The following is a 25705-nucleotide window of genomic DNA, read 5'->3' on the forward strand; positions in this document are numbered from 1 at the left end:
GTACTATATGTACGGGATTAGCAGCCAGTATGGGGGCTTTTCTACTCAGTGCTGGCATGAAAGGAAAGCGCATGAGCCTGCCAAATTCGCGAATCATGATCCATCAACCTCTCGGTGGCGCACAGGGACAAGCCACTGATATTGAAATTCAAGCTAAAGAAATCTTGTACCACAAGCGGAAGTTGAACGAGCATTTAGCCGAACATACAGGTCAACCGCTAGAAAGGATCGAGCAAGATACAGAGCGAGATTTCTTTATGTCGCCCCAAGAAGCGATGGATTATGGTTTGATCGATCAAGTTATCGACAAGAAAGCTGTTGGTAGACGACCGATGGCGGCGGTTGGCTAGATTGTTTTGTAGAAACGCGCAACTGCGCGTTTCTAGCTTACACCAATGCGATCGCGCTCGGTTTGCAAATAGTCCAAAAATCCCTGTAATTCCCGCTCGGTCAATTGATGCCGCTTATTCTTGCTATATTTTGCTTGCAGGTATTTAGGACCTTCTTTAGCATCCCATCCAAGTTCCTGCAGCTCTTTGACGGCTTGAGTTGTTTGACTATATAACTCCAAATAGCGATTGAAGTCCCGTGCTTGTAGGGCTGTTAACTCGTAGCGCGACCCTTTACCGTAGTTAGTTTCCAAACATTCGCGTTCGTCGTTTGCCTTCAGCTTTGCTTCCTTCAGTTTGACCTCAATCTTTTGTAATTCCGTAGCTAAGTCCGCAGATGATTGAGTTTCTTCTCTTGTTGTATCATCTGCGATCGCTAGAGATTCATTAGAGGACAAATCTGCGCTTTCATAATTGTCTTTGGATAAAGGCGGTTTACTGCTACTAGCAGCGAATAAGTCAGCAGCAAAATCTCCGCCAAAAATATCTGTTTCCAGTGGTGGTTCGGAATTGGTGGCTAACGATTTACTGTTGCCTCTACCACCAGTACTGATGGAAGTCGATTTTTGTTCTTTTGTAGGGAGTTTTAATTCTGGCATGTAGCTAAAATCTAACTGCGATTCAGTAGGAGTAGGAGGACTAGAAGAATCGCTGGGTTCAGATAGAGATGCAGCTGGTTGCGCCACAGGTATTTCTGGTGGCGTAGGTAATGCAGGAATTGTTTGATTTTTTGGGGCAATTGGGGCGAGAAAATCGTGGTTGAAACAAGCGATCGCTCTTTCTCTCGCCTTATCTTCTGCTGCTTCCAGCGTTTCTGCTGTTGCCATCCCAGTAGCACGAACGACACCATCAACCTGTACCGCTACCCGCACGACAAACTTACCCTGATAAATTGTCAATAACTCTGAAATTAAGCTTTTGTCATTTGTCATTTGTTATTCGTCATTCGTTGTTTGTCAGGAGCCAGGAGTCAGAATTCAGGAGCCAGAATGAGAAGAATATATCAAAATTCTCCCTTGTCTCCCTTGTCTCCCTTGTCTCCCTTGTCTCCCTTGTCCCAAAACACTCTAGCCCCTAGCCCCTTTCCTATATGTCGCTTGTTTCCTAAAATAGAATGGGGATAGCCAATTTTAGTAGATGGCGTACTGCTTACTCAAATGTTACCGACTTTTTGAAGAGAGTGTAACAAAACTGAGTAAATGGTATTTCAACTCAATCGGGCAAATCCTACTGCATCACAAGTGTTACATCTTTTGACACTTCAATCCTCGTTATCTCACTGCCTAGCTGCGATTTATTTGTGGCTATATATCCGTTGGTGAGAGGCGACCGACTCGCACGCAGCATTACTACATCCGTTGTGTAGAGTATAGACCTTGATGATGCAACCCTCTCGCCTTTCCTAGTAACAAAGGTTATTTTGGGAGTTGGGTGAGATACTGCTGTTAGAAGTCCCAACTGTTTCACCCTACCAAAGCCAAAGTTGCGCCCAGTGGTAAAGATCTGGCTAATGGTAGAGATAAAAGGAAAAAGCGTATTTTCCACAGGCAGGAAGAGATAGCTGACTGCCTAACCCAGACAACAAGAAGTATGATATTTTGACCGGAGGTCGGCTCGCTACATGGAGTTTTCAATCGCTACACTACTAGGTAATTTCACAAGTGATAAATTAGTTGCAGCAAAAGCCCTAGAAAAAAAACTAGATTATCAAGACGAAAGTAGTATTCAAAGGTTATTTATTGCCCTAGACGTACTGGAAAAAATCGGTGTTTTGGTTAAGGAACACGGTAAATATCGTCGGGTAAGAGAAGAAGGAACAATTGAGGCTAAACTTCGCTGTTCTAGTAAAGGCTTTTGCTTTGCAATTCAAGAAGCTGAGGGAGCAGAAGATATATACATTCGCGAAAGTCATCTAAGTAATGCTTGGAATGGCGATCGCGTTTTAGTGAAACTGACGAAAGAAGGTAGCCGTCGTCGCAGTCCCGAAGGCGAAGTCCAACTCATTTTAGAGCGGGCAAATCAAAGTCTGTTAGCAAGAATCAAGCAAACAGATACTAATTTTAGAGCTGTTCCTCTAGACGATCGCCTCCTATTTGAAATCGAACTGCAACCCGACGGTCACGACTTAGCACAAGCGATTGACTATTTGGTACATGTAGAAATCCTCCGCTATCCCATTGCCCAATATCCTCCTTTAGGCAGAGTGGTACAAGTTTTAGGCAGCGATGCCGAAGCCGCCTCAGATGTAGAGTTGGTGTCGTGCAAGCACAACCTACCCCGTGCCTTTTCCTCATCCGTGCTTGAAGCAGCGGTCGAATTACCAGCTCAAATTAGCCGCAAAGAATTCAAAACTAGAAGCGATCTGCGTCCGCTCCTCACCTTAAGTTTCCGAGAGTCAGCGGACGATACGACCTATGTTGAAAATGCTTTTACTTTGGAAAAAACGACGACGGGACAGTGGCAATTAGGCGTTCATACTGCCGATCTTGCCTACTTTATCGATCCAGATACGCCTTTAGATCGTGAAGGGTTGAAACGTTCCAGCAGCGTTTACCTGGGAGAAAAAATTCTGCCTTTATTCCCCGATGCGGTGGCGCAACGGAGTGCATTCGAGCCAGAAAGCGATCGCCGTGCCATTTCCGTTCTGCTAACTTTGGATGCAGCAACCGGACAAATCGTGGAGTTTGAAATTCAACCGAGCGCGATCCAAGTTGATTACCAACTCGATGCTGAAGTTGTAGAGAATATTCTAAGCGATCGCAGTGCAGAACTAGGACTACCAGCCGCAGTGGGAGAAAAAGTGGGGCAGCTAGCAGTATTAAGCAAAGCCTTGCAAGAGCAAAGACAAGCTAGAGGTAGCTTTGCCCTCAATTTACCACCTCGTCAGTACTCCTACTACGACGAAGGCAGGTTAGGAGTTCTGACTCAAGGAGAACCCAAACTCTCCGAATTGGTCACTGAGTTGTTGTTATTAGCAAATCAAGTTGTTGCCGAGCATCTAAACGCTTTGGGCGTGCCTGCGATTTATCGCATTCAACCGCCTCCCGATGTCGAAGACGTGCAAGAAACAATCAAGCTAGCAGCTAACTTAGGAGTAGAGCTGGGCTTAGATCGAGAAGATGCCGTCCATGCAGGAGACTACCAAGAATTTACCGAGCAGTTTGCGCGATCGCCCCAAGCAGAACAAGTCTTGACTTATTTGTTACGGGATACGCTAAAGCCGAGTGCCTACAGCAGTAAATTCCAGCCATACTTTAGCTTAGCTCTACCTGGCTACACCCACTCTCACGCTCCCTTGCGGCGGTTTGCCGATCTAATCGTTCAGCGAGTTTTACATACAATATTCGAGCAAGGGCGCGATCGCCGGACTACACGGGCAAAAGACAGCATAAATTTACGTCATAGCTCCTCTCATGGCAAAATTGGCTGGAACGTCTTGCCTCCAGAAACGCAGCAGGAGCTAGAAGTTTATATTGCAGGTGCGATCGCACAGTTGAACGAGCGAGACAAGGAAGTTCAGGAAGCCGAAGACGATTTAGTTGGGTTACAAAAAGCTCAACTGATGAAACAGCGCATCGGCGACGTGTTTGAAGGCATTATTACCGGAGTCCAGTCCTACGGCTTTTTCGTGGAAATAGAAGTCTCCGACACTAAAGGCAGAACGTTGCGAGTTGAAGGCTTAGTCCACGTCAGTTCTCTCAAAGATGACTGGTACGAGTATCGCGGCAGACAACAAGCTTTATTTGGGCGGAAAAACCGTGCTGCATATCGTTTAGGCGATCGCGTTTCCGTACAAGTCAAGAGCGTAGACTACTACCGCCAGCAAATCGACTTAGTGACAGTCAACGGCGATCGAATGCTTAGTGGCGATCGGCTAGAGGACACCTCACCCCTCGATAACGACTTGAGCGACGACTCAGATACGTATTTTGACGATGAGGAATAATCTACCGCTGATCCTGGGCGTCAGCGGGGCATCAGGATTAATTTATGCCGTGCGAGCGGTGAAATATCTCTTGGAGGCAGACTACGAGATCGAGCTAGTTGCCTCCAAATCAGCCTACATGGTTTGGCAGGCGGAACAAAATATTCGGATGCCTGTAGAACCCTTGCAACAAGAGCAATTTTGGCGACAGCAGGCAAGGGTAGAATCTCTAGGAAAACTCCGCTGCCATCCTTGGGGAGATGTAGGCGCTAACATTGCCAGCGGCTCGTTTCGTACGCTAGGCATGATAGTCATGCCTTGTAGTATGAGTACGGTAGCAAAGCTTGCCAATGGTTTGAGTTCCGACTTGCTCGAACGCGCTGCTGATGTCCAGTTGAAAGAAGGGCGCAAGCTGATTGTCGTGCCTAGAGAAACCCCCTTTAGTCTGATTCACCTCCGCAACCTCACCACGCTAGCAGAGGCAGGCGCTAGAATTGTGCCAGCAATCCCTGCTTGGTATCACAATCCAAAAACTGTCGAAGACTTAGTGGATTTTGTCGTTGCTCGTACCTTAGATCAACTCGATATCGACTGCATTCCAATCGAACGATGGCAAGGACGATAATAGGGAGTAGGTAGCAGGGAGTAGGGAATAGGGAAGTTAAAAATTAAAACTTAAAAGGAGCCAGTGTGTTGGGCGGCTCTGCCGACAGTCCCGCAACTGGCGTTCAAAATTAACTGCTTCCTTGTCTTCCTTGTCCCCTTGTCTTCCTTGTCCCCTTGTCTCCCCTCAAAATTATGGCTGCCATCCGCTTCTTTCTTTTATTGATATTACTGGGAGGTCTGACGGTACTGCTGGTGCAAAACTGGACACCAGTACTGTCTTTGGTATTTTTAGGCGGACAAACTCAGGCATTACCTTTGTCAATCTGGATTTTGTTTAGCGTTGCCGCTGGTGCAATAACCTCAATATTCATTGCCAGTTGTTTTCAGATCGCTAGCTATTTTGCCCAACCGAGAGCGAAAAAGCAGCGCCGTCGAGCCGCAAAAACTTCGACTCGGTTTGCTACAGAAGAGAAAAATCCTAACAAAACGCCAGACCCTCCTAAAACAAATACCTACAGCTATACTGCTAGTTCTCCACGACCAACTCAACCATCCGTGCAGGAATCGGACGGATGGGACACTACAGCTAATGACGATTGGAACTTTACTGAAGATACAGAACCCGCCACGCAAGATCTCGATCGCCAAGAGTATACCGATCGCGCTGTTGCGGACAGAAAACGCAGTAGCAACCTTGATGATGACTGGGATTACGTTCCTCAAGACACTCAGCGTCAACCCCAAGAGCGGCAAAAAAACTATGCTAGCGATGAGACCAATCGCCCAACTAGCAATGATACTAACGAACCTAATGAACCCAAAAGTAGCGATCGCTCTGCTTCAGTTTACTCCTATAGCGCTCGCGAACCAAAAAATTCAGGTATAGGTAGAACCGAATCAGTCTATGATGCCGAGTACCGCGTTCTTACCCCACCCTACAAACAACAAAATACGTCTCCGCCACCACCCAGTAACCGCCCTCAAAATAACGATGACGATGATTGGGGATTTGTGGATGACGAAGACTGGAAGGTGGATAACGAGGACGATTCGTCCCGTTCAGAAAAATAATTTAGCGCCAGACTTAGTTACGTCCGTGATGCGATCGCTACGCTCAAGTGCCTTCGCTTTAGCCGCTCCCGCGATTCCTGTCTAACCCTGCCTTGCATAGCAGCTTCCTGCAATCGCATGAAAGCCAGAAAATCTTCTTGTCCGTAGTGATGTGACATCAGATAACGCAATTTCTCTTCAGCTTCCAATGTCAGATATCCAGTTTTAATTGCCTGGAGAGCTAGGTCGCGAATTTCAGCCATATTCAACTCCTCATGCACCACAATCGGGAAGCTTACTTCCCATTTATCAATCCTAGACTTTACAAGTCTACATATAGTTTCGGTTAACTTAAAGAAAATTTTATACTATGTTGCGTTTTCTTATGGTAACTATACCAACATTATACTCTCAAAGCTTACTACTAAACTTCTTTGAGTAGTTGACTTTATAGTTACAGAGTAATAAAAATCGATAGTCGATCGGTAGTTAGTTGTCAGTGACTAGCAGCTAGTATCAGTGGCTTGAAGAATCTAGTTACCTGATACCTAGTCACTAGACACTTAAGTTGTCTCCTTTGCCCTCTTCTAACTGCCAGTTTGCCAACAACTGTTGTATTCTTAGCCGTTCGATATAAGGCCAACCGCCCGTAGTTTCAACGTCTTTTAGTAAAGCGTAAAGTGCTTGACGATTATCTGGCAAAGATTCTTGAAATAAACCATCCCGAATTTCCCGATGCAATTGCTCTAACTGTCGCAGTAAGGCTAAAAGAGCGAGATTATCTCCCCGACACTTATCGGCTAAACTCAAGACGATAATAGCAATTTGCTGTAACTCTGACTCTTCTAGCTGCCAATTCATGCTGTTTTGGAGGGGGTGAGGACTATTTGTACTGCGTCACTATAGCTCGAATTTGCTCGGCGACCATATCTGTTTGTTCTAACATTGCCAAATGTCCGCATTCAGGAATTTCGATCGCATTTTCGCCACAGGCTTGAAACAAGGGGTGAAAACTGGCAAGATGGCGGACGTATTTTGGTTCCATAATCTTGTCTTTGTCTCCTGCCAGAAAATAAACTGGTTGTTGGAGTTGTGACACGATCTGTGGTAAGCGATTAATTTCAGTCTCCGTAGTAGAGTCTAGAAGCGCTCCTAGAGCTGCTTCTGGATGAGCGATCGCCAGATCGACAATGCGCTGACGACCCCACGAGCGGGCGATCGCCCTGGCGACATTTGCCCGCGTCATCCATAAATCGACTAACGGTAATAAAGGCAACCAACGGGGACGAAGTTTCACCAACTGAGTCCCAACGGCGCGAAATTGCTCGAAAGATTCCTTCAGATAAATTCCGCCACCAGCATTCACGCAAATGACCCCCTGTACGGACTGGGGCATTTGCTGAGCCGTCCAGAGCGCGATCGTCCCACCAAGGGAGTGACCGATCAACCAAGCGCTGGAAATGTTAAGTTCCTGCAATAAACATTTCAAATCGCGAGCATAAGCAGTGGGTGAATAGGGAGAATTATCTTCTTTTGTAGCATTGGAGCCATTTAACGCCAGATCCCGAGTATCTGCTTCAGCCTTCTCTTGAGAAGAAATGGCGTGAGATTGACCAAAGCCACGCAAATCGTAAGATAAACATTGATAGTCTACTGCCAGCCTTTCAATCAGAGGTTGCCAGTAGGCACGGCTGAGAAGCCAACCGTGAACGAATACCAAAGCATGGGGAAAAGTCGTCGGTGCAGTCAACTCGTAAACGTGACGCACTCCCGCAATCTCTATGGTTGCCATGCTTCTATCCTAGCCTTAACGCTACCTCAGCAGTTGTAGAGTTTATCTTTACTTCTTTCTTTTGACAGGACGCTTGCCCTAGAAGTTTCCTTCTTGCCACTTGCCGCTTGCCTCTTACCCCTAATTCCTTTAAGGTGCTAAAGTTAAAAATGGCTGGTTATGAGTAAGCTAGTTGTACTTCAACTCTAATTCTGTGTCTCTCATACTAGGGCATTCATTTGACAACCAAACTGTCGCTTGAATCGGGTGGTGGGAAAGTAGACGTTAGAACTTGGGTAAGAACAGCGAAACTAGAAAAACTAGAAGTATCATACTAGTTCGTGTAGTCAATATCGTTTCTATCTCATAAATTGCATTGGCATGGGTTTTTGGAAAGGCTGGTTTAGCGGTTCTGAAACTGCTACCGGAACCAAGACAGCGCCAGTAGAGGAGGAAGCCGTCGAATCTATGGGCTTTTCTGCTCTAAATGGTGAAAGTATTGTTTTTAGCACCGATCGCAACATCGACCTTTACGAGTTGGAAGAACTTTGCGATGCTGTCGGTTGGGCGCGTCGTCCTCTCCGTAAGGTTAAAAAAGCGATTCAGCACAGCTTTCTCGTCGTGTCGATGTGGCAAGTACGAGGAACTCAGCGAAGGCTAATTGGATTTGCCCGTGCTACTTCAGATCATGCCTTCAACGCTACTATTTGGGATGTCGTCGTGCATCCTAGCTTTCAGGGAAAGGGGCTAGGTAAGGCATTGATGAAATACGCAATTAAAAAACTTCGTGCTGAGGACATCAGCAACATTACTCTGTTTGCCGACCCCCACGTGGTAGATTTTTATCGGGGTATGGGTTTTATGACCGATCCTGAAGGGATTAAGGGGATGTTTTGGTATCCCAATTAGCTAGGGAAGGGAGTAAGGAGCAGGGAGTAGGGAGTAGGGGAGAAAATTTTTTTCTTGCAACTGGCGCGAAATGTAGTGACTTTGACTAAGTGCTTGCATAAATCCAGGAGCCTCTGGTAAACTAGTAAAGTTGCAAAAACGCAAAAGGGTCGCTAACTCAACGGTAGAGTACTCGGCTTTTAACCGAATAGTTCTGGGTTCGAATCCCAGGCGACCCATATTTTTAACTCGATATGTTTGTTTAGCGTTCAAGTCACAGTAGACGCTGGACAAATTGGCTTTGGCTCCAAGGTAGCAATAAAGCGATCGTGGTGAAGATATCCCAGCACCTTACCTCATCTCTAAATCTAAGTCTCTAGTAATGATCTGAAATTTATCTTAAGATTAGCGTAATAAACACGCTTGTTCAAAGCAACTAGCTGATAACAAAACTAGGAGGACATTGTATGGCGCTCGTACCAATGCGGCTGATGTTGGATCACGCGGCAGAGAATGGATACGGCATTCCAGCTTTCAACGTGAATAACATGGAGCAGATCCAAGCAATCATGCAGGCTGCTAAAGAAACAGACAGCCCCGTGATTCTACAAGCCTCTCGTGGCGCTCGTAAGTATGCAGGTGAAAACTTCCTGCGTCACCTAATTTTGGCAGCAGTAGAAACTTATCCTTATATTCCTATTGCCATGCATCAAGATCATGGTAACGAGCCTGCTACTTGCTATTCAGCAATCAAGAACGGCTTTACCAGCGTCATGATGGATGGTTCTCTGGAAGCTGATGCTAAATCCCCAGCTAGCTATGAATACAATGTCAACGTTACCCGCGAAGTTGTAAAAGTAGCTCACGCTCTAGGCGTTAGTGTAGAAGGCGAACTCGGTTGCTTGGGTTCTTTAGAAACTGGCATGGGTGAAGCTGAAGACGGACATGGTTTTGAGGGTAAATTGTCCCAGGATCAATTGTTAACCGATCCAGATCAAGCAGTTGATTTCGTAGAGCAAACTCAAGTAGATGCTTTGGCAGTGGCAATTGGAACCAGCCACGGCGCTTACAAGTTTACCCGCAAGCCAACAGGCGAAATTTTGGCGATTAGCCGCATTGAAGAAATCCACCGTCGTTTGCCCAACACTCACTTAGTCATGCACGGTTCTTCCTCAGTACCCGAAGACTTACTGGCTCTAATCAACCAGTACGGCGGAAAAATTCCCGAGACCTACGGCGTGCCAGTAGAAGAGATTCAAAAAGGAATCAAGAGTGGAGTACGGAAGGTAAATATCGATACCGACAACCGCTTGGCAATCACTGCTGCGGTACGGGAAGCTCTAGCTAAAGATGCTAAAGAATTTGACCCCCGCCACTTCCTGAAGCCTTCCATCAAGTACATGCAAAAAGTCTGTGCCGATCGCTATCAGCAATTTAGCGCTGCTGGCAACGCTAGCAAGATCAAGCAAATTTCTACCGATGATTTTGCTGCTAAGTATGCTAAAGGCGAATTAAACGCTATCACCAAAAAGACTGCAACCGTGTAATTCAACACAACGTTGCGAGACAAGCGTAAGGTGGGCATTGCCCACCTTACATTTTTGCTTGAATTATCGGTCATCAATCCGATGACCGATTAAACAAACACCCGATGCTGTAACGAAGGCATTTGACGACGGACTTGTTCGAGACGAACGGGATTAATTTCCGCGATCGCTACGCCTGGGCGATCGCCTGCATCGGCTAAAATCACCCCCCACGGATCGATAACCATTGCATGTCCGTGAGACTGACGTAGGGCGTAATGTTTCCCTGTCTGCGCGGGGGCAAGAATATAACAAGTATTTTCAATTGCTCTAGCTTGTAACAAGATTTGCCAATGGTCTTTACCAGTGTATGCCGTAAAAGCCGCTGGGATAAACATCACATCGGCTCCCTTGTATGCTAAGTGGCGGTAGAGTTCGGGAAAGCGGACATCGTAGCAAATGGAAAGCCCTAGATGACCCAATTCTGTAGAGGGATAAACCACTGGTAACTGCGTTCCAGCTTGTACGGTACTGGATTCGTGGTAAGTATTGCCATCAGGTAAGTTGACATCAAATAAGTGTACCTTTTGATAGCAGGCGAGTTCTTCCCCACTTGGTCCAATCAGTAAGGCTGTATTATAAACTTTGCGCTCGTCAACTGGTACAGGAAACCCGCCACCGAGAATTGTTACTTGAAACCGTTGCGCGACAGTTCGGAGAAATTTTTCGCTTTTCGAGGCGATCGCTGCTGCTTGGGCAATTTTATCCTCTTCCCGTCCCAAATAGGAGAAGTTTTCCGGCAAGGTGACCAACTCCGCGCCTTGGCGGACGGCAAGTTCGATTAATTCTTCAGCCTGTACCAAATTTTTCTCTAGGTCAGGCACGCTAGTCATTTGAACGGCAGCAGCGAGATAAGACTTCATGTATATTCCGATAAGACAATCTGAAGTAGATTATTAAAAATATATCCTTCAATAGTGCCTTTCGCGTATCTCAGAAAAGTTCTGTTCTTCTCCTGTCCCCTGTCTTCTGCTAACGACAAAGCGCTATTAACCAACAACAGGTTAAGTCCGTGCTGTTTGAGTTTGTTGCTCCCAAAACTTATTAACTAGGATAACAAGGGAACTCAAGAATGTGCCGCTACCACTTTGAGAATTGGGTAGAGTGCTGTCGGCTTTCTATCTACAATAGCTTTGACATACTCCCCAGCATAGCAGGACGCGGCTTTAAACCGATTTTCTTGGTAACAGTGCAAAAGGCTGCTCGAACTTTGAAACAGCCTTTCTTTAAAGAGGAGATATTAACAGTGACTCCCAAGCCATCCCTCATAGTTGTGTTTTTGAGTCAGAGAGGGATTTTCTACTGGAACAACTTGATAGCGACTGGGACGAGGAGCAGCTAAAGTCACAGTATGAGTACATAGTTCTTCTTGATGGAAAACAGTAACTTCGATCGCGTCTCCTGGTTGATAATCTCGCAGGCGATCGCTCAGATTATTTGCTGTTGCTTTTAAGCCATCAATGGCTAGTAATTCATCCCCTGGCTCGATTCCGGCTTGCTGCGCTGGTGCATCGATTTCCACAAATTTAATCGCGTCCTTGCCATTTTCTGCTTGCACTTTCATACCTATATAAGGTAAGAATTCCTCATCTTCTGCGACTAATTTCAAACCAAAAGGTTCGAGATAACGATCGAAAGGTAACTCTTCCGTACCATCAACGTAGCGTTTAAAGAAATCATCTAAATTTGTTTCAGCCACAGATTCAATCACCTGTTTTAACTGTGCAGGAGTAAAACCAATTTCATCTTTGCCGAATTGCTCCCACATCTGACGCATAACATCATCTAACGATCGCCGATTTTGATGTTTCTCTCGGATCGATAAATCGAGTAAAAGCGAGACTAATTCCCCTTTTAGATAATAAGAAATTTGGGAATTGTTAGTATTACTATCGTAACGATACAACTTAATCCAAGCATCAAAACTTGACTCAGAAGCAGGTTGTACGAGTCGTCCTGGCGTAGTTTGTAGGCGAGTAATTTCCTTACTCAAATTCTTCAAATAAGTCTTATCGTTATAAATACCCGCCCGTAAGGGAATAGCTAAATCATAATAACTAGTCGTCCCTTCAGAAAACCATAGCGATGGTGTGTAATTCTCGTTATCGTAATCAAAAACCTCTAACGCTTTCGGACGAATCCGCTTGACATTCCAGAGATGAAAAAATTCGTGGGCAACAAGTTGCATGAAGCGCTCGTACTTCTCGCGATCGCGAAATCCAAAGCGAGAATAAATCAACGAGCAAGCAAATTTATGCTCTAACCCGCCATTATTTTGCGATGCTAGATGCAACAAAAATATATATTTGTCGTAAGGTAAACCACCAAATAGTTCTGCTTCCACCTCGATAATCTTTTTAATATCGGGAATCATCTTGGCAGCATCGGCATTACCTTTACCCCAAATTGCCAGTTCGTGCGACTTACCCAGCACCTCAAACTGATGCGATTGGTGACAGCCAATTTCAAACGGACTGTCTACCAACGTATCAAAATCTGTGGCAGTAAACGTGTTAGTTTGCCCCGCTACTGCTGGTAGAGGAGTCGTGACGCGCCAATCCGATCTCGGTGGTGCGATCGCGACTTGGATCGGTTGCTGTTCTAGTCCTGGGAGGCGAAAGAAGATAGCCGCACCGTTAAAATAGCCGTGAGTCGCATTGAGGTGATTCGTCCGTACTGATAGCTCGTTAGCGTGGATGCGATAGCGTACAGTAATGTCAGGGCGATCGCCTGTTTCTACTTGCCAGTGATTTTTACTTAACTTCTGCCACGCTAAAGTCTGTTCCCCCGCGCTGGCAGAAAAATCTTGTAAGTGTTTGGCATATTCTCGCACCAAGTAAGAACCTGGTGTCCAAACTGGCATTTTTAAATCTACTACTGGCAATTTCCAACCGCTTAAATGCAAAACAACCTCAAACAGATGATTTTCTGGTTGAGGCATGGCAACTTGATAATGAATTGTTGGTGTAAAGCTAGAAATCTTACCAACTTGAGTTAATGTAGCTTCAGTCATCAATGGTAGTGAGTTGTTGGACTTAGGATAAATCTAACAACTCTTTAGTAATTGTTGGTTGATTGACAGTAGAGAGTGACTAGTGAGGAGTGGCTAGTGGAACTAGAATTGCTCCCCCCCTCTCCCTTGTCTCCCCTGCTCCTGAAGCTCCTGAAGCTCCCTGCTCCCTCATAATGCAGGTCACTGCTTCAGCTGTTCCAATTGCCGCTCTACGTTTTCGATGATTTGATTGAGAGCGAGGAGAGATTGGTATCGTTCGCCATGTTCTTCAGCGTCGATGCTAGCTCGTTCTTGCAGTTGGCGCAACTTTTTCTGAAGCTGGTTGGCGATCGCCATTGCGTCGCGGCTTAAAGTATCTATTTGTTGTTGTTGATAAAACTCTAAGGCTTCTCCGCGCAAAACTTGTAAAGTTGCTTGTTCGCCGTTGCTACCTGGCATGACGCGCAGGCGCAATAAGACTCGTTCGCCATGATAAAAACGCTCGATCTCTACCTGTTTTGCTTCCTTCGCTGGCGCAAGAGGCATGTGCGTCAATTCTTTCAGTTGCTCGATCGCGTCCTGAAACAGCTTTGCTGGAACCTCTGTTAGCACGCACTGCAAGTTTCCATCTTGGCTACACACGATCCGCCCTTGCTGTAGCGATTTACGCTCGAAATAAAGCCGTCCAATGCCTTTTTCTAAAACCCGTCCGAGTAATTCTCGTACGAGTTTCTTGGGAGGTAGGGTTTTGAGGGACTCGACTGAGTTAGTAGAGTAACTAGCTGGTACTTTAATCGCCGACAAACCTGATGGAGTTGGGTTTGCTGGAGATTTTTGCTGGGACTTTGGCGTTCCGATCCCGCCTAAACCAGATGGTTTAGCAGCAGTTTGTTGAGATTGTGCCGATTTAATTCCACCTAAACCAGAATGTCTAACAGCAGATGGTTGGGATTGCGGTGTCTTAATTTCACCCAATCGAGAAGGTGTGGGTTGTGGCGTTTGTGGCTGAGAAGTCTTCCGGGCTACAATATTTTCTCGCTCGTCAGCTAAAATAAGCGTCGGTTTGTCATTCGGGCTGAGTCCTGTTAGTCTGTCAGTTATAGGTTTAGCAGCAGACGCACCAGGATATCCCGCAGCAATGGAGTGCAGCTTATCTGAGCTTAAATCGTTGTTTTTTGAGCGATTTAAGTAGGCTGACATGAGCTGGCGGTGGTCTTCTGAGTCGAGCGCCTGGGGAATTAAAGTGTATTTTAAATATGCAGCGATCCGTTCGACGTATTCTATGGCAGCAGTATCATCTAGATTTACCATTCCCAAAATCAGGTTTTGTCCCTCTACAGCTACAGGCAAAACTTGATGGTACAAGCAAGCTTCAAAAGGCAACATTCTATCAATGAGGGTGTAGATTTGCTCGGTATTTAGTTGCAATCTACCGCTTGCTGGCTCATCATTTTGGGAAGAAGAATCTACCATAAAATTAGAATATTTGTCTGTATACTAAGTTCCAATATATTCGCGTTCAGTGAAAACACGCAACGGTTAAGCACTTTAGTTTACAGAGATTTGAATGGAGAAACGGAAATAAGAAGTCGAGGTAAAATTCCTCATGCTTGGCTGCGCATTTCTTGAGCTATCAAGTAGAGTTTACCCCATTCAGTCATAACCTGATGGCTCTTTAAATTCAAGGTTTTCGCAATTTCTTCATTATTCTGATTCGCTTTTTTCAACTGGACGATTTGTTGTTGAATTGGAGTTAATTGCCTTAAAAAGTCTTCCCACTGGTTTTGTGTCAGTCCCATGTTGTGTTCTATGAGGGAAGTCTCTAGCCATTCGCTCACGAGTTCTGGTTTATGTTTGAGTCCAAATACTCGTACGGCATGGTAGTTAATTTTCTCCCGCAAACGATAGATCTCTTTAACTGAGATGTTTAACTGAGCAGCGATCGCTTCTTGCGACTTACCTTGTAAGTAAAGCTGGAGCCATTGTGCGGCAGTAGTTCCCAGATTTTCTTCGAGATAGCTAGAAAATTCTTGTTTCACTAGCTGTCGCGCGGTTTGCTGTTCTTCTAAGCTTTGTTCTTCTTGATAGTCTGCGACTGCTTTGGGATCTAACAAGCTAAAGGAGTTATCGCTATCATCGCCTAATATTTCTTCAGACAGCAGGCGTAATTTATTATTGACAGGAACTTGTGTGACTCCTCCCCGTGCCGTGCGGCGCAAATAATTGACAAAGCGATAGACCAATAAGGGTTGACTGCGGATCGGGCGCAAGCAATATTCTTCTAAACTAGCAAATAGCAGAGCGTTGCGTAATTTTAGGTCGTCCGTACACTCAGCAATCCAAGCTATTTGCTGTTGCATGTAGCGATCGCTTTGCAATAATTCTTGTAGTACTTCTTGCAATACTTCTGTAACTTGACGCTGGCGATCGCGACTCATTGATACGAGCGTGCGGATTTTATTGCGCAACAACTCCAAACTACAAAGCCTTGTCATCAATTGACGATAGGCGCGCTCTGGTGGCATTCCTAAATAACGTTGCTTGAAGATGCGAAAGCGATATTCCATCGCTTGTTTGGCGATCGCTTGTTCGTTGGTATTAAGTTGTTCCCAATCTTCGATCGCGTTGCCGACTAACCAACGAATGATACTCTCTCTCGTGGCATCGCTTTGTTCTGGACATTCAGTGCCTAGATGCGATCGCCAACTTTGTATCAGGTCTGTTGCCAACTTACTCATGAGATGGCACTCCTCCAATCCCTGCTTTACAGTTTGCATAACAACCTGCATTCTTCCTACCTACTACCTTTTGGAGCTGCTTGGGTTGGCAGTACGTGGTGTTTCAGGTCGTAATGATGAAACTTTCATCTCTTTTTATTCAGCAATCTTACCGACGCTGTGACTAATAGAGTGAGTTCCTAGCTAGAGAGGCATCAAACTTTACATTTGGAAGTCTTGTCAACGTTCTCCCCATGCGTGTCATGACCCTAGCTAGCCTGTCATCAGTACGAACTTCCACCCATATACTGTGAGTAGCGGTTCATTTACCCAATGGACACTTATGAACCTCTATTTATTTCTCAAGTCTCAGTACAAATATCGTGCAATAATTTATATTAATTTACATTTGCTCTCAATGGTAGGATATTTTTTAGAAATGATTGGATAAATCACTAATATAATATCAAGTAACGATGCATTAAGCATACCAATTTGTCAAGATTCAATGTTGAATTTTGTCTTAAATCATCTCTTTTTCGTCTAGCTCGAAAAAATTCTGTATTTTTAACTACAGCAGAAATATTTTTTGATGTATCGTTTTAGTAAAGCCGCGAAATGTTTTAGAAGGGCGATCCGAAGGGTCTTATGAGTCAGTTAGTGTCTGAGTTTCATGCTCAAAAAGTAGAGATATTTTAGCTAGTAATTGCTAGATAACTGACTATTGCTCGATCGCGATTGACAAATAACTCGCAAGCGATTCTGTTGCTCTAATAGTGAATCGTTTCCAGAAATACAGTATATGATGAAGATTGCTATATTTTCGCCAGCTATTTTAAGAAGTATTTAGCTCTATTATTGCTCCAATATGCAAGCCGAAGTTCATGCGATCGATCATCCATTAATCCAACACAAATTGACGCTGATGCGGAAAGCCGAAACTAGTACGGCAAAATTTCGCACGTTGTTAAAAGAAATCAGCTTGTTACTAGCTTACGAAGTAACGCGGGATCTACCGCTCAAAACCGAACAGATCGATACACCAATTGCCTCTACAAACGCGCCAATGCTAGCTCCCGATAAAAAGCTAGTGATAGTATCGATTTTACGGGCAGGGCAAGGAATTTTGGATGGAATGTTGGAGTTGATGCCTTCCGCACGAGTAGGACACATAGGCTTATATCGCGATCCTAAAACTTTAACAGCGATTGAGTATTATTTCAAAGTTCCCGATGAGGTGGAAAAACGAGATGTCTTAATTGTCGATCCAATGCTGGCAACCGGAAATTCAGCTATAGCCGCCGTGGATCGCCTCAAAGCTATTAACCCTAACTCTTTAAAATTTGTCTGTTTGCTAGCTGCGCCCGAAGGAATCAAACATTTCCACTCTCAACATCCTGATGTACCAATTTATACTGCGGCAATTGACGATCGCTTAGACGAACATGGTTATATCGTTCCTGGCTTGGGAGATGCAGGCGATCGCTTATTTGGCACGAGATGAAGTGTAGAGACGTTACATGTAACGTCTCTACACTGGTTGCTACTCACTTTTTTCCTTGAGATAGGGAAGACCTAAAGCAGATGGGGGAGAAGATTTTCCGGCTAAGCCGACTAGGGCGAGAAGGGCGATCGCGTAAGGTAGCATGACCAAAAATTGATAGGGAATATTAACACCCAGAGCTTGAATGCGAAGTTGGAGAGCTTCGGTAGCGCCAAATAGCAAGCAAGCCAAAGTAGTACCAATGGGATGCCATTTACCAAAAATTAGGGCGGCGATTGCAATAAAACCTTTACCGGCACTCATCCCCTCAGCAAAAAACTTGACCTGTACCAAACTTAAGTATGCTCCTCCCAACCCCGCCAAACAACCGCTGAGAATGACGCTGAAATAACGCACCAGTTGTACGGAAACTCCAGCCGTATCCGCAGCACGGGGATATTCCCCTACAGCACGCAGGGTTAAGCCAGGATGAGTGTAGAACAATAAGTAATTCGTAAATACAACCAGAAAAATAAGCAAATATACTAGAATATTTTGCGCGAATAATAGAGAACCAATTATGGGAATATTGACTAACCCAGGAATGGCGATCGCCTCAATACCTGGTAATTTCTGCGCACCACCACTAAAGATCAGCCGCGCCAGAAAAGATGTCAAGCCAGCAGCAACTAAATTAATTGCCAACCCAGAAACTAACTGATCGACACGCCAAGACACGCTCAGTAGTGCGTGCAGTAGCCCTACCATACCTCCAGCTAGAATAGCCGCTAATACGCCCAGCCAAACGTTGTTACTGTAAAATGTTGCAGCCGCGCTAGCAAAAGCACCAGCGAGCAACATCCCTTCTAAGCCAATGTTTAATACCCCAGATCTCTCTGAATAAAGACCCCCTAAAGCTGCAAATGCTAGCGGTACGGCAAGGCGCACGCTAGCAGCTAGATAATCGGCAAAGAAAGATTCATTAGTCATTTGTCACTGGTTATTTGTCATTTGGGAATAGCTAATTTTGAACGCCAGTTGCGGGACTGTCGGCAGAGCCGCCCAACGCACTGGCTCCTTTTAACTTTTAACTTTTGACTTATTCCTTGCCAATTATCTGCTGGAGAATTAAAACAGTTTAGCTTTGTTCGATTGCGCCACAGGCAAGCCGACCACCGCCCGATTGTGCTGCCGTGCCTCCAGATATCATTAAATCGGGTAATTGGTGAACGATAATAGCGCTGCTATCTTCATCAAATAGAGAGACGGGGCTTTCGTAAAGGGTAATACGACTTGTAGCAGTTATCAGTCTGCCCTCACCTTTCTGATTAATATCTATATTTGGTAAATCTCCTAAATGATAAGGGTGATTTTCTTGGACAGGTAAGGAGCTACCGAATGGTCCTGGATCGAAATGTCCGCCAGCAGTACTAAATCGGGGTTCTGCTCCTTCATCACAAATAGCTTTTTCGTGGAAGTGAATGCCGTGTAATCCTGGTGTGAGAACGCTAGGATCTCCTTTCAGATAAAGATCGACAAGAGTAACTCCATTACTAATTTGTCGTAGCTTTAATTCTCCAGCAATATCGGGACCGAAGATCTTTGCTTTGGCAGTAATGGGGCGAGAATCCTGAGCAAAACTTCCTTTAGAGGCAATGGCGAGGACGAACATTGACACAGCCATTACGATTAGTACAACCCTAAATCCGAATTTTCTCATATAAATTAGTTCTGAAAACAGCACGGAGAAAAGCCGCTGAAGGCAAATTTCAACAGCTATGGCAGATTTTTGGCGATCGCAAAAAGTTCATCGAATTGAGAAACTCGATACATTAAAAATTACTACAGGGCTGGTACGAGTTTTTACGAAGATTTTCTGAAGATTGTCAGCAAATTTAGATAAACGAGTTAAACATCGAACTCTATCGATCTGACCAATAAAAAACAGGAGAGTAGCGATCGCCACTCTCCTGCTCTAAAACAGCGCTGTTTTAAACTTGACACTATTTAATGACATAACTAGCGGTTAGAACCACGGGGAGCAGTAAAGGCATCCCAAGCGGCTTTAGCTGCATCTGCCAGCCGATCGCCAAATTCGTGTATTTCTCTGGCGACCGATTCCCAGTTCTTCTCGGCTTCTTGCTTGAGGTGTTCGTAGGAGTTCTCCAGGCGATCTCTTTCGATCAAAGGCTGATTCCGTTCTACAAACTCCCTTGCCTTACGTACAGCTTCTATGTACGTTTCGCGAGTGAAAGAACCGGCAGATTGTGCCTCTAGTTGAGCGCGGGTTTTAATTGCTTCAATCAAGGCTTTTGTTTCGTTTTTAATTTCATCGCTTTCCCCAGGCATTTGCTCGTCAACAAGAGCGCTGCTATCTTGGGGAATGATTTCGATTCTCACGGAGTTGTCTTCTTGATTGCCAATTTCATTAGTCATGGTTCGATCTCCTAAATGAGTAACTTGCGATCTATTGCTTGCTTAACTGATGACTACTGACCGAAGGAAAACTTAGTAGACTGCGGTAACTCTCTTTCCAATTTTAAAAGTTGCTCGATCCGTGCTTCAGTTGAAGGGTGGCTGGAAAACAATCCGCTCATGAATTGTCCTGAAAAAGCATTAACAATGAGTAGCGGTTCAAAAGCAGGATTACCCACCATCGGTGCCTGTCTAGCAGCACTTTCCAACCGCTGTAGCGCTCTTGCCAAAGCCCGAGGATTGCCAGTCATCCGTGCCGAACCAGCATCAGCCGAGAATTCGCGCGTCCGCGAAATAGCGAGTTGAATAATTGTTGCTGCAACAGGCGCAAGTACAACTGTCAGTAATATTCCAATCGGGTTGGCACCACCGCGATTATCTCTAGATGTTGGTGCAGAGAACCATAAACCATAGCTAGCCATTTGAGCTAAGAAAGAAATTGCCCCTGCGATCGTCGCTGCAACTGCTTGCGTCAGGGTGTCGCGGTTTGCAACATGAGTTAATTCATGAGCAATGACACCTTCTAATTCATCTTCTGGCAATAATTCTAAAATTCCTTCCGTTACAGCAACAGCTGCGTGTTCGGGGTCGCGTCCAGTTGCAAAAGCATTCGCTGCCCGCGAGGGAATGAGGTACAGTGCAGGCATCGGCAATTGAGCGCGATCGCACAACCGTTTTACCATTTGATATAGTCCTGGTGCTTGCTGGGGACTAATCGGTCGGGCGCGATAAGCTGCCAGTGCGATCTTATCTGACTGATACCAAGATACTAGGTTAGTAATTGCAGCAATGGCAATCCCAGTTATAACACCAGCGCTACCACCAAGAATCCAGTAGCTGATTGCAATTAATAAACCACTTAATAAACCTAGCAGTGCAACTGTTCTGAACTGATTCTGCATATATTTTCTCCTTGTAATGCTGTTATTAACGCTGAATTTGTATAGCAACAACATTACTCAAAGCGCACTCTAATTGTATCGACCTTGATTCAGATTTAGGAGGCAGATAACCTCCCCCTTGAGTACGGATCTACTCACCTTTATGAGGGGTGAGAGAACATTATTGTGTCATGCCACAATTTTTTCTCAAGGAAATTACTTAATTGCTACTATCTATACAGATTTTGAATCTATCGGTAGTAATAAATATGAAGACCGATCGAGAATCAAACGTTAAAAAACAGTATTTTAAGAATATCTGATAACTAGAATACAAAAATATTGGTATTCATAACTGTTGCGTTCCAGAACTACTGACTACGATCGCTGTAGTAGCGAGCGATCGTTTGTAGATGACAGATAATTTTATAGTAAGGTGAGCCATGCCCATCTTACTACCAACTACTCATGATTATGAGTTGGAAAGATTTAATCCAACTGTTAGCACTGCAACAGCCAGCAATTCGCAATCCGATCGCGATTAGTTTTGGTGCGATCGCTGGAGCTTTGAGCCGCTATTATCTGACTTCATGGTTTGTGCAACGCTTCGGTAGGTTTTTTAGGTTCCTACACCACCTTTTCCACCTATGGCTTAGATACGGTAACATTAGCAAGAAACCATCAAATTGCAACTGCTAGCCTCTATTGGTTAGAAAGTTATCAGTTGACAGTGGAACCAGTGGCTGGATTCTTTTCTAGTCACTAGTCACCAGTCACTAGCCACTCACTACTTACTACTCACGACTCACTTCCCAATGACCAATAACAAATTACTCAGAATTCTAGAACCGGAAGTGATGGACTCTTGGGAAGAAGCAGTTGAATACGATGCGATGGATTTCGTAGAAGTCAACACTGCTTTTGCTCAAACCGCAAGTGAGTTATGTCGGATGGACACAGCTAAAGTTCTCGATGCGGGGACTGGTACAGCTCGAATTCCAATTATTCTCAGTCAAATGCATCCTCATTGGCAAATATGGGGAATTGACTTGGCAGAAAATATGTTGAAATTAGGTTTTCAGAGCGTCAAAGCCGCAGGCTTGCAAGAGCGAATTAGTTTGGAAATAGTAGATGCTAAGCGCCTACCTTACCCTGACGATTACTTCGATCTAATCATTTCTAACAGCCTCGTTCATCACTTACCGAACCCCTTGCCTTTTTTGCAAGAACTCAAACGAGTATTGCAACCCAAAGGAGCCATTTGTATTAGAGATTTAATTCGTCCAAATGATGCGGCGACTATAGATCGGTTAGTTGAAGGAATTGGTACGGAATACAGCGATCGCCAGAAAGATTTATTTCGCGATTCTTTGCACGCAGCTTTTACAATTGATGAGGTCGAACAACTCGTCACTCAAGCCGAAATTCCGGGTGTGAGGATTTATCAATCAAGCGATCGTCATTGGACTGTAGAGAGAGTTTGGAATGGGAATTAGAGTATTTTGGGACAAGGGGGATAAGGGAGACAAGGGGGACAAGGAAGCAGGGGAGCAGGGGAGCAGAGGGGCTTAAGGTGCAACTACCAACTACCAACTACCAATTCCCTACACCCTTTCTTCACGCACCACGCACTACTCTTTACTGATAACTGATAACTGAAAAAGTGGATATTTACAAATCTGCAATTAGACCGTTTCTATTTGATGGCATTAAAGCCGATCCTGAGTGGATGCACGATCGCGTCATTCATTCTTTAGATTGGCTGGATCGAAATCGCGCGCGTCCTGGTGTGAAACAGATTTTAGAACAACTGCAAAAATCTACAGGTTTGCAAGACAAGCGATTGCAACAGCAACTTTGGGGAATTGATTTTCCTAATCCTTTGGGATTAGCTGCTGGGTTTGATAAGGATGGGGTAGCGGCTCATATTTGGTCGAATTTTGGTTTTGGCTTTGCCGAAATGGGGACGGTGACATTTCATCCTCAACTAGGAAATCCTCGTCCGCGTCTATTTCGATTGCCTCAAGACTTTGCCGTTCTCAATCGCATGGGTTTTAATAATCATGGCGCAGCGGTGATGGCGCAACGGTTAGCTGAGAACAATAATTCTCCTACTTTTAGACCAATACCACTAGGCATTAACTTAGGCAAATCAAAAATTACTCCCTTAGAATCAGCCGCAGCCGACTATCTCAACAGTTTTCGGTTGTTGAAAGCCTGGGGTGACTATTTTGTGGTGAACGTTTCATCTCCAAACACTCCAGGGTTGCGATCGCTCCAAGACGCAGCTCAGTTAGGCTTAATTTTAGATGCCTTGCAACAGGAAAATCAGGGAAGAAAACCGATTTTAGTGAAAATCGCTCCCGATTTAGAGTGGGAAGCGATCGTCAATATTCTTGACATTGCCCAAACTTATCAATTGGCTGGAATTATTGCCACTAACACCACAATCTGCCGTGATGGATTAAAAACGCAGATAATTGCTAAAACTGGCAAATCAATTGTCGAAGAAGCTGGAGGAATCAGCGGTTTACCCGTACGCGATCGCTCTACAGAAATTGTTCGGTTTATCTACCAACAAACTCAAGGACAGTTACCAATTATTGGTGTTGGAGGAATTTTTACGGCTGAAGATGCTTGGGAAAAAATTATCGCTGGTGCTAGCCTAATCCAGGTTTACACTAGCTGGATTTACGAAGGAATCGGTATAGTCAACCACATCCTCGCGGGATTGCTGCAAAAAATGGCAAAACACGATTTAAACTCTATTTCCGAGGCTAGAGGAAGTCAGTTATCAGCTCGTCGAGGCAGCGACTAGTGGCTGGTGACTAGTGATTAGATGAAGAATTCTACTACTAGCTACCAGCCACCAACCACTCGCTAAATTCGATAAAACTCCTTAGTTTCAGCCGAAAATCCCCAAGAAATGCCATCAGGATCGCGACTGCGAGTCCACTCAGGAAAATCTGGATCGTCTCGCCGCTTATACACAGTGCTGGAATAGACATTCAGCCGCTTAGCCAGTTCTGACTGGATCAGGGTTTGGGGTAAAGGTTGATTTTGGTTGTGGGATATTGATTGTTCTGTAGCTACTGCGATGTCGTCCGGCTGTGGCAATTGTATGGAGGTTGCGCTTTCTGGAGCATTAGGAGTAGGAGAAAAAGCTGAGACAGTTTCTAAAGGAAGCGATTCGGCTTGCTTAACTGACTGTGAGGCAATTTGCTGAGCATTCTGAGCTTTTTCTTTTGCTGGCTCTAACTCCTTAAGCGGTTCGCTCTTGTCCAGCATACTGCCTAAAGTGCTGGAGGTGATAAAGTAATAGACTGTCCCTAAGTCTTTATATTCCTGTCGCTGAGCGCCAAATTCGGCTGCTTTACTATCTAAATAGTATTTAGCTGTAGCAGCAGACAAATTTGCCTTGATTGCTAAATCTAATGGCGCGATCCGACCTTGATTAGCTTGAATGACTTGCAAAAAAATGGGATTAACTTGCCGACTCCATTGTTGCCACTGATAGTACTGCCATACTTTATAACCAATACTAAAGATTGCTAGCCCCAGCAGTAAAGGCCAAGTTGTAAAGAAGATGACGATCGCGAATGCTATCGGCAACAGCAAAATCAGAAAACCATCGACACCTCTTTCTAAAGATTTTTCTTTCATTGCAATTTTGGCAAAAAGATCCACTTGTTGGCAAATTAATCATAAACTTGGCAAAAGTAGAGCGCAATTTTTGTAACTCTTAACAATTGCGATCGCCTTGGGCTTTTTTGCCAACGGCAAAATTAGCAACTATCTATAGGGTGATTTTATAGATATAAAGGCGTTTCCCGCAACATCTCTACATCTGTCAAACCTAGTAACGTTACTTCCCAAACAAGTCGAGGCTGGGCATAACAGAGTAAGTAACGCCTAGTTGTCTCCAGTTTTTCCAAGGGAAAGTGCTGCATTTCTCTAGCCAAAAACTTTTGCCAGTAGCAATACTGAAGATAGTCTACCAACCAAATTTGAGTTTCTAAATCCAGAGTGCGATCGATTTGACGTGCAAGATCTAGGGCTTCATCGCAAGATGGAGAAATCTGCTGAAGTTTTGCCAGTAATTCAGCCGGAATTACCTCTAGCTTTTGCCAAGCCGCGATCGCTGCCCCTGGGCTGCCCTGCGCTAGTGCCAAAATAGCTGGTTGGCTCAAAATATGCGCGTAGCCGACTTGTTGTAGTACTTGAGCTAAAGACTGAGAGTCCAAGCGATAAAAAGGAATGCGCTGACATCTCGATACCAGTGTTGGCAATAACGATGCAGTAGAGGGAGCGATCAACACAATTGTCGCCTGTCCTGGCTCTTCCAGGGTTTTTAATAGCGCATTTGCCGCTGCCTCTGTCATAGATTCGGCTGACTCGATCGCGACTACAGCACGAGGTGCTTCCAGAGGTGGACGACTGAGAAATTGCTCGATATGGCGAATTTGTTCGATGCGGATAACTGGTGCTGCTTTGCGTTTTTCTTCAGGCTGAGGCGGTTCGATCCACAAAACATCGGGGTGATTGCCCAACTGCAAGCGCTGGCGCACTTGTTGCTGCTTGGAATCTGGAATTTGAGAGCAGAATAATTGTTCTACAAAGTATTTGGCTGCCATGCATCTTCCCACGCCCTCCGGTCCCGCAAATAAATAAGCTGGAGCAACGCGATTTTGCGCGATCGCCTGAGTCAATAATTCTACTGCTTGATGCTGTCCGATAAGTTGGGCAAAAGAAGCGGTCATGGAGAAGTTGTAAGTCGTGAGTCGTAGGAGCGGGTTTAGCGAATAGTTCGACAACTGAGGCAGTAAATCTTGGGACAAAACCCGCCCTTATAGAAGTCGTAAGGGTAGTTTTAGCAAATAGCTCGACAACTGAGGCAGTAAATCTTGGGTCAAAACCTGCCCGTACAGAAGTCGCAAATCGG

General features: G+C 44.9%; 24 protein-coding genes, 1 tRNA gene and 1 pseudogene. 12 read left to right on the forward strand and 14 right to left on the reverse strand.

Annotated features, from left to right (window positions below; translation table 11 throughout):
* The coding region (locus C7Y66_RS12010; protein WP_199197401.1) for an ATP-dependent Clp protease proteolytic subunit at nt 1-350 on the forward strand (350 nt) is incomplete at its 5' end.
* Nucleotides 351-382: 32 nt separating this feature from the next.
* On the opposite strand, the gene C7Y66_RS12015 is transcribed toward C7Y66_RS12010, so the two are convergent.
* A complete protein-coding gene (locus C7Y66_RS12015; protein WP_106545755.1) occupies nt 383-1321 on the reverse strand; it encodes a hypothetical protein in 939 nt (312 codons plus the stop codon).
* A 689-nt stretch (nt 1322-2010) separates the two neighbouring features.
* Between C7Y66_RS12015 and C7Y66_RS12020 the strand changes: the two genes are divergently transcribed.
* The 3 genes from C7Y66_RS12020 to C7Y66_RS12030 all read left to right on the forward strand — a co-directional run bounded on the left by C7Y66_RS12020 (nt 2011) and on the right by C7Y66_RS12030 (nt 5991).
* Entirely contained in the window at nt 2011-4335 is a 2325-nt protein-coding gene (locus tag C7Y66_RS12020) for a ribonuclease R family protein (protein WP_106545756.1), read from the forward strand.
* Nucleotides 4325-4939 carry a flavin prenyltransferase UbiX gene (locus tag C7Y66_RS12025; RefSeq protein WP_015156804.1) on the forward strand — a complete coding sequence of 205 codons (615 nt, stop codon included), beginning with the start codon at nt 4325-4327 and terminating at the stop codon, nt 4937-4939. The genes C7Y66_RS12020 and C7Y66_RS12025 overlap by 11 nt, the downstream gene beginning before the upstream one ends.
* A 173-nt stretch (nt 4940-5112) precedes the next feature.
* Complete coding sequence (locus tag C7Y66_RS12030) at nt 5113-5991, forward strand: LapA family protein (RefSeq protein WP_106545757.1); 879 nt, start codon at nt 5113-5115, stop codon at nt 5989-5991.
* 17 nt (nt 5992-6008) lie between these two features.
* Here the strand turns inward: C7Y66_RS12030 and C7Y66_RS12035 are convergent, their stop codons facing one another.
* From C7Y66_RS12035 to C7Y66_RS12045, 3 genes are all read right to left on the reverse strand, one after another.
* The gene (locus tag C7Y66_RS12035; protein WP_015156802.1) at nt 6009-6233 is read right to left on the reverse strand and encodes a hypothetical protein; all 225 of its coding nucleotides are present in this window, start codon (nt 6231-6233) and stop codon (nt 6009-6011) included.
* A gap of 292 nt (nt 6234-6525) precedes the next feature.
* On the reverse strand, nt 6526-6831 hold the full coding sequence (locus C7Y66_RS12040) for a hypothetical protein (protein ID WP_015156801.1): 306 nt from the start codon (nt 6829-6831) through the stop codon (nt 6526-6528).
* 22 nt (nt 6832-6853) lie between these two features.
* Entirely contained in the window at nt 6854-7762 is a 909-nt protein-coding gene (locus C7Y66_RS12045) for an alpha/beta fold hydrolase (protein WP_106168786.1), read from the reverse strand.
* Nucleotides 7763-8122: 360 nt separating this feature from the next.
* Between C7Y66_RS12045 and C7Y66_RS12050 the strand changes: the two genes are divergently transcribed.
* The 3 genes from C7Y66_RS12050 (at nt 8123) to fba (ending at nt 10176) form a co-directional block, all read left to right on the forward strand.
* Nucleotides 8123-8650, forward strand: coding sequence for a GNAT family N-acetyltransferase (locus C7Y66_RS12050; RefSeq protein ID WP_015156799.1), 528 nt, complete (start codon nt 8123-8125; stop codon nt 8648-8650).
* Between the two features lie 146 nt (nt 8651-8796).
* Nucleotides 8797-8868: transfer RNA gene (locus C7Y66_RS12055), tRNA-Lys, on the forward strand.
* Nucleotides 8869-9096: 228 nt separating this feature from the next.
* Entirely contained in the window at nt 9097-10176 is a 1080-nt protein-coding gene (gene fba / locus C7Y66_RS12060; protein ID WP_015156797.1) for a class II fructose-bisphosphate aldolase, read from the forward strand.
* An 89-nt stretch (nt 10177-10265) separates the two neighbouring features.
* Here fba and C7Y66_RS12065 read toward each other — a convergent pair whose 3' ends face one another.
* From C7Y66_RS12065 to C7Y66_RS12080, 4 genes are all read right to left on the reverse strand, one after another.
* Nucleotides 10266-11078 carry a carbon-nitrogen hydrolase family protein gene (locus tag C7Y66_RS12065; RefSeq protein ID WP_015156796.1) on the reverse strand — a complete coding sequence of 271 codons (813 nt, stop codon included), beginning with the start codon at nt 11076-11078 and terminating at the stop codon, nt 10266-10268.
* A gap of 377 nt (nt 11079-11455) precedes the next feature.
* Nucleotides 11456-13228, reverse strand: coding sequence for a M61 family metallopeptidase (locus tag C7Y66_RS12070; protein WP_106545758.1), 1773 nt, complete (start codon nt 13226-13228; stop codon nt 11456-11458).
* A 180-nt stretch (nt 13229-13408) separates the two neighbouring features.
* A complete protein-coding gene (locus tag C7Y66_RS12075) occupies nt 13409-14680 on the reverse strand; it encodes a hypothetical protein (protein WP_106545759.1) in 1272 nt (423 codons plus the stop codon).
* A 131-nt stretch (nt 14681-14811) separates the two neighbouring features.
* Entirely contained in the window at nt 14812-15996 is a 1185-nt protein-coding gene (locus tag C7Y66_RS12080) for a HetZ-related protein 2 (protein ID WP_041462615.1), read from the reverse strand.
* Between the two features lie 796 nt (nt 15997-16792).
* On the opposite strand from C7Y66_RS12080, the gene upp reads away from it, so the two are divergent.
* Nucleotides 16793-17428: a uracil phosphoribosyltransferase gene (gene upp / locus C7Y66_RS12085; RefSeq protein ID WP_015156791.1), complete on the forward strand. Its 636-nt coding sequence runs from the start codon at nt 16793-16795 to the stop codon at nt 17426-17428.
* Nucleotides 17429-17467: 39 nt separating this feature from the next.
* On the opposite strand, the gene C7Y66_RS12090 is transcribed toward upp, so the two are convergent.
* The 4 genes from C7Y66_RS12090 to C7Y66_RS12105 form a co-directional block, all read right to left on the reverse strand.
* Nucleotides 17468-18397: an ABC transporter permease gene (locus C7Y66_RS12090; protein WP_106217843.1), complete on the reverse strand. Its 930-nt coding sequence runs from the start codon at nt 18395-18397 to the stop codon at nt 17468-17470.
* Between the two features lie 148 nt (nt 18398-18545).
* Nucleotides 18546-19091 carry a superoxide dismutase family protein gene (locus tag C7Y66_RS12095; RefSeq protein ID WP_106545760.1) on the reverse strand — a complete coding sequence of 182 codons (546 nt, stop codon included), beginning with the start codon at nt 19089-19091 and terminating at the stop codon, nt 18546-18548.
* 335 nt (nt 19092-19426) lie between these two features.
* On the reverse strand, nt 19427-19843 hold the full coding sequence (locus C7Y66_RS12100; RefSeq protein WP_106168180.1) for a hypothetical protein: 417 nt from the start codon (nt 19841-19843) through the stop codon (nt 19427-19429).
* A 53-nt stretch (nt 19844-19896) separates the two neighbouring features.
* Complete coding sequence (locus C7Y66_RS12105; protein ID WP_015156787.1) at nt 19897-20784, reverse strand: M48 family metalloprotease; 888 nt, start codon at nt 20782-20784, stop codon at nt 19897-19899.
* A gap of 142 nt (nt 20785-20926) precedes the next feature.
* Between C7Y66_RS12105 and C7Y66_RS32915 the strand changes: the two genes are divergently transcribed.
* The 4 genes and pseudogenes from C7Y66_RS32915 (at nt 20927) to C7Y66_RS12120 (ending at nt 23581) form a co-directional block, all read left to right on the forward strand.
* Nucleotides 20927-21061, forward strand: coding sequence for a hypothetical protein (locus C7Y66_RS32915; RefSeq protein WP_255409974.1), 135 nt, complete (start codon nt 20927-20929; stop codon nt 21059-21061).
* A 176-nt stretch (nt 21062-21237) separates the two neighbouring features.
* Nucleotides 21238-21529 (forward strand): annotated as a pseudogene (locus tag C7Y66_RS32455) (CrcB family protein).
* 49 nt (nt 21530-21578) lie between these two features.
* The gene (locus C7Y66_RS12115) at nt 21579-22259 is read left to right on the forward strand and encodes a class I SAM-dependent methyltransferase (RefSeq protein ID WP_106545761.1); all 681 of its coding nucleotides are present in this window, start codon (nt 21579-21581) and stop codon (nt 22257-22259) included.
* 167 nt (nt 22260-22426) lie between these two features.
* Nucleotides 22427-23581 (forward strand): quinone-dependent dihydroorotate dehydrogenase, encoded by a 1155-nt coding sequence (locus tag C7Y66_RS12120; protein ID WP_106545762.1) that lies wholly within the window; start codon nt 22427-22429, stop codon nt 23579-23581.
* Nucleotides 23582-23643: 62 nt separating this feature from the next.
* Here C7Y66_RS12120 and C7Y66_RS12125 read toward each other — a convergent pair whose 3' ends face one another.
* Complete coding sequence (locus C7Y66_RS12125) at nt 23644-24426, reverse strand: hypothetical protein (RefSeq protein ID WP_015156784.1); 783 nt, start codon at nt 24424-24426, stop codon at nt 23644-23646.
* 146 nt (nt 24427-24572) lie between these two features.
* Nucleotides 24573-25523, reverse strand: a complete 951-nt coding sequence (holB, locus tag C7Y66_RS12130) for a DNA polymerase III subunit delta' (protein ID WP_106545763.1) — start codon at nt 25521-25523, stop codon at nt 24573-24575.
* Nucleotides 25524-25705 lie beyond the last annotated feature (182 nt).

The organism is Chroococcidiopsis sp. CCALA 051 (genome assembly GCF_003015105.1).
Lineage (GTDB): Bacteria > Cyanobacteriota > Cyanobacteriia > Cyanobacteriales > Chroococcidiopsidaceae > Chroococcidiopsis > Chroococcidiopsis thermalis.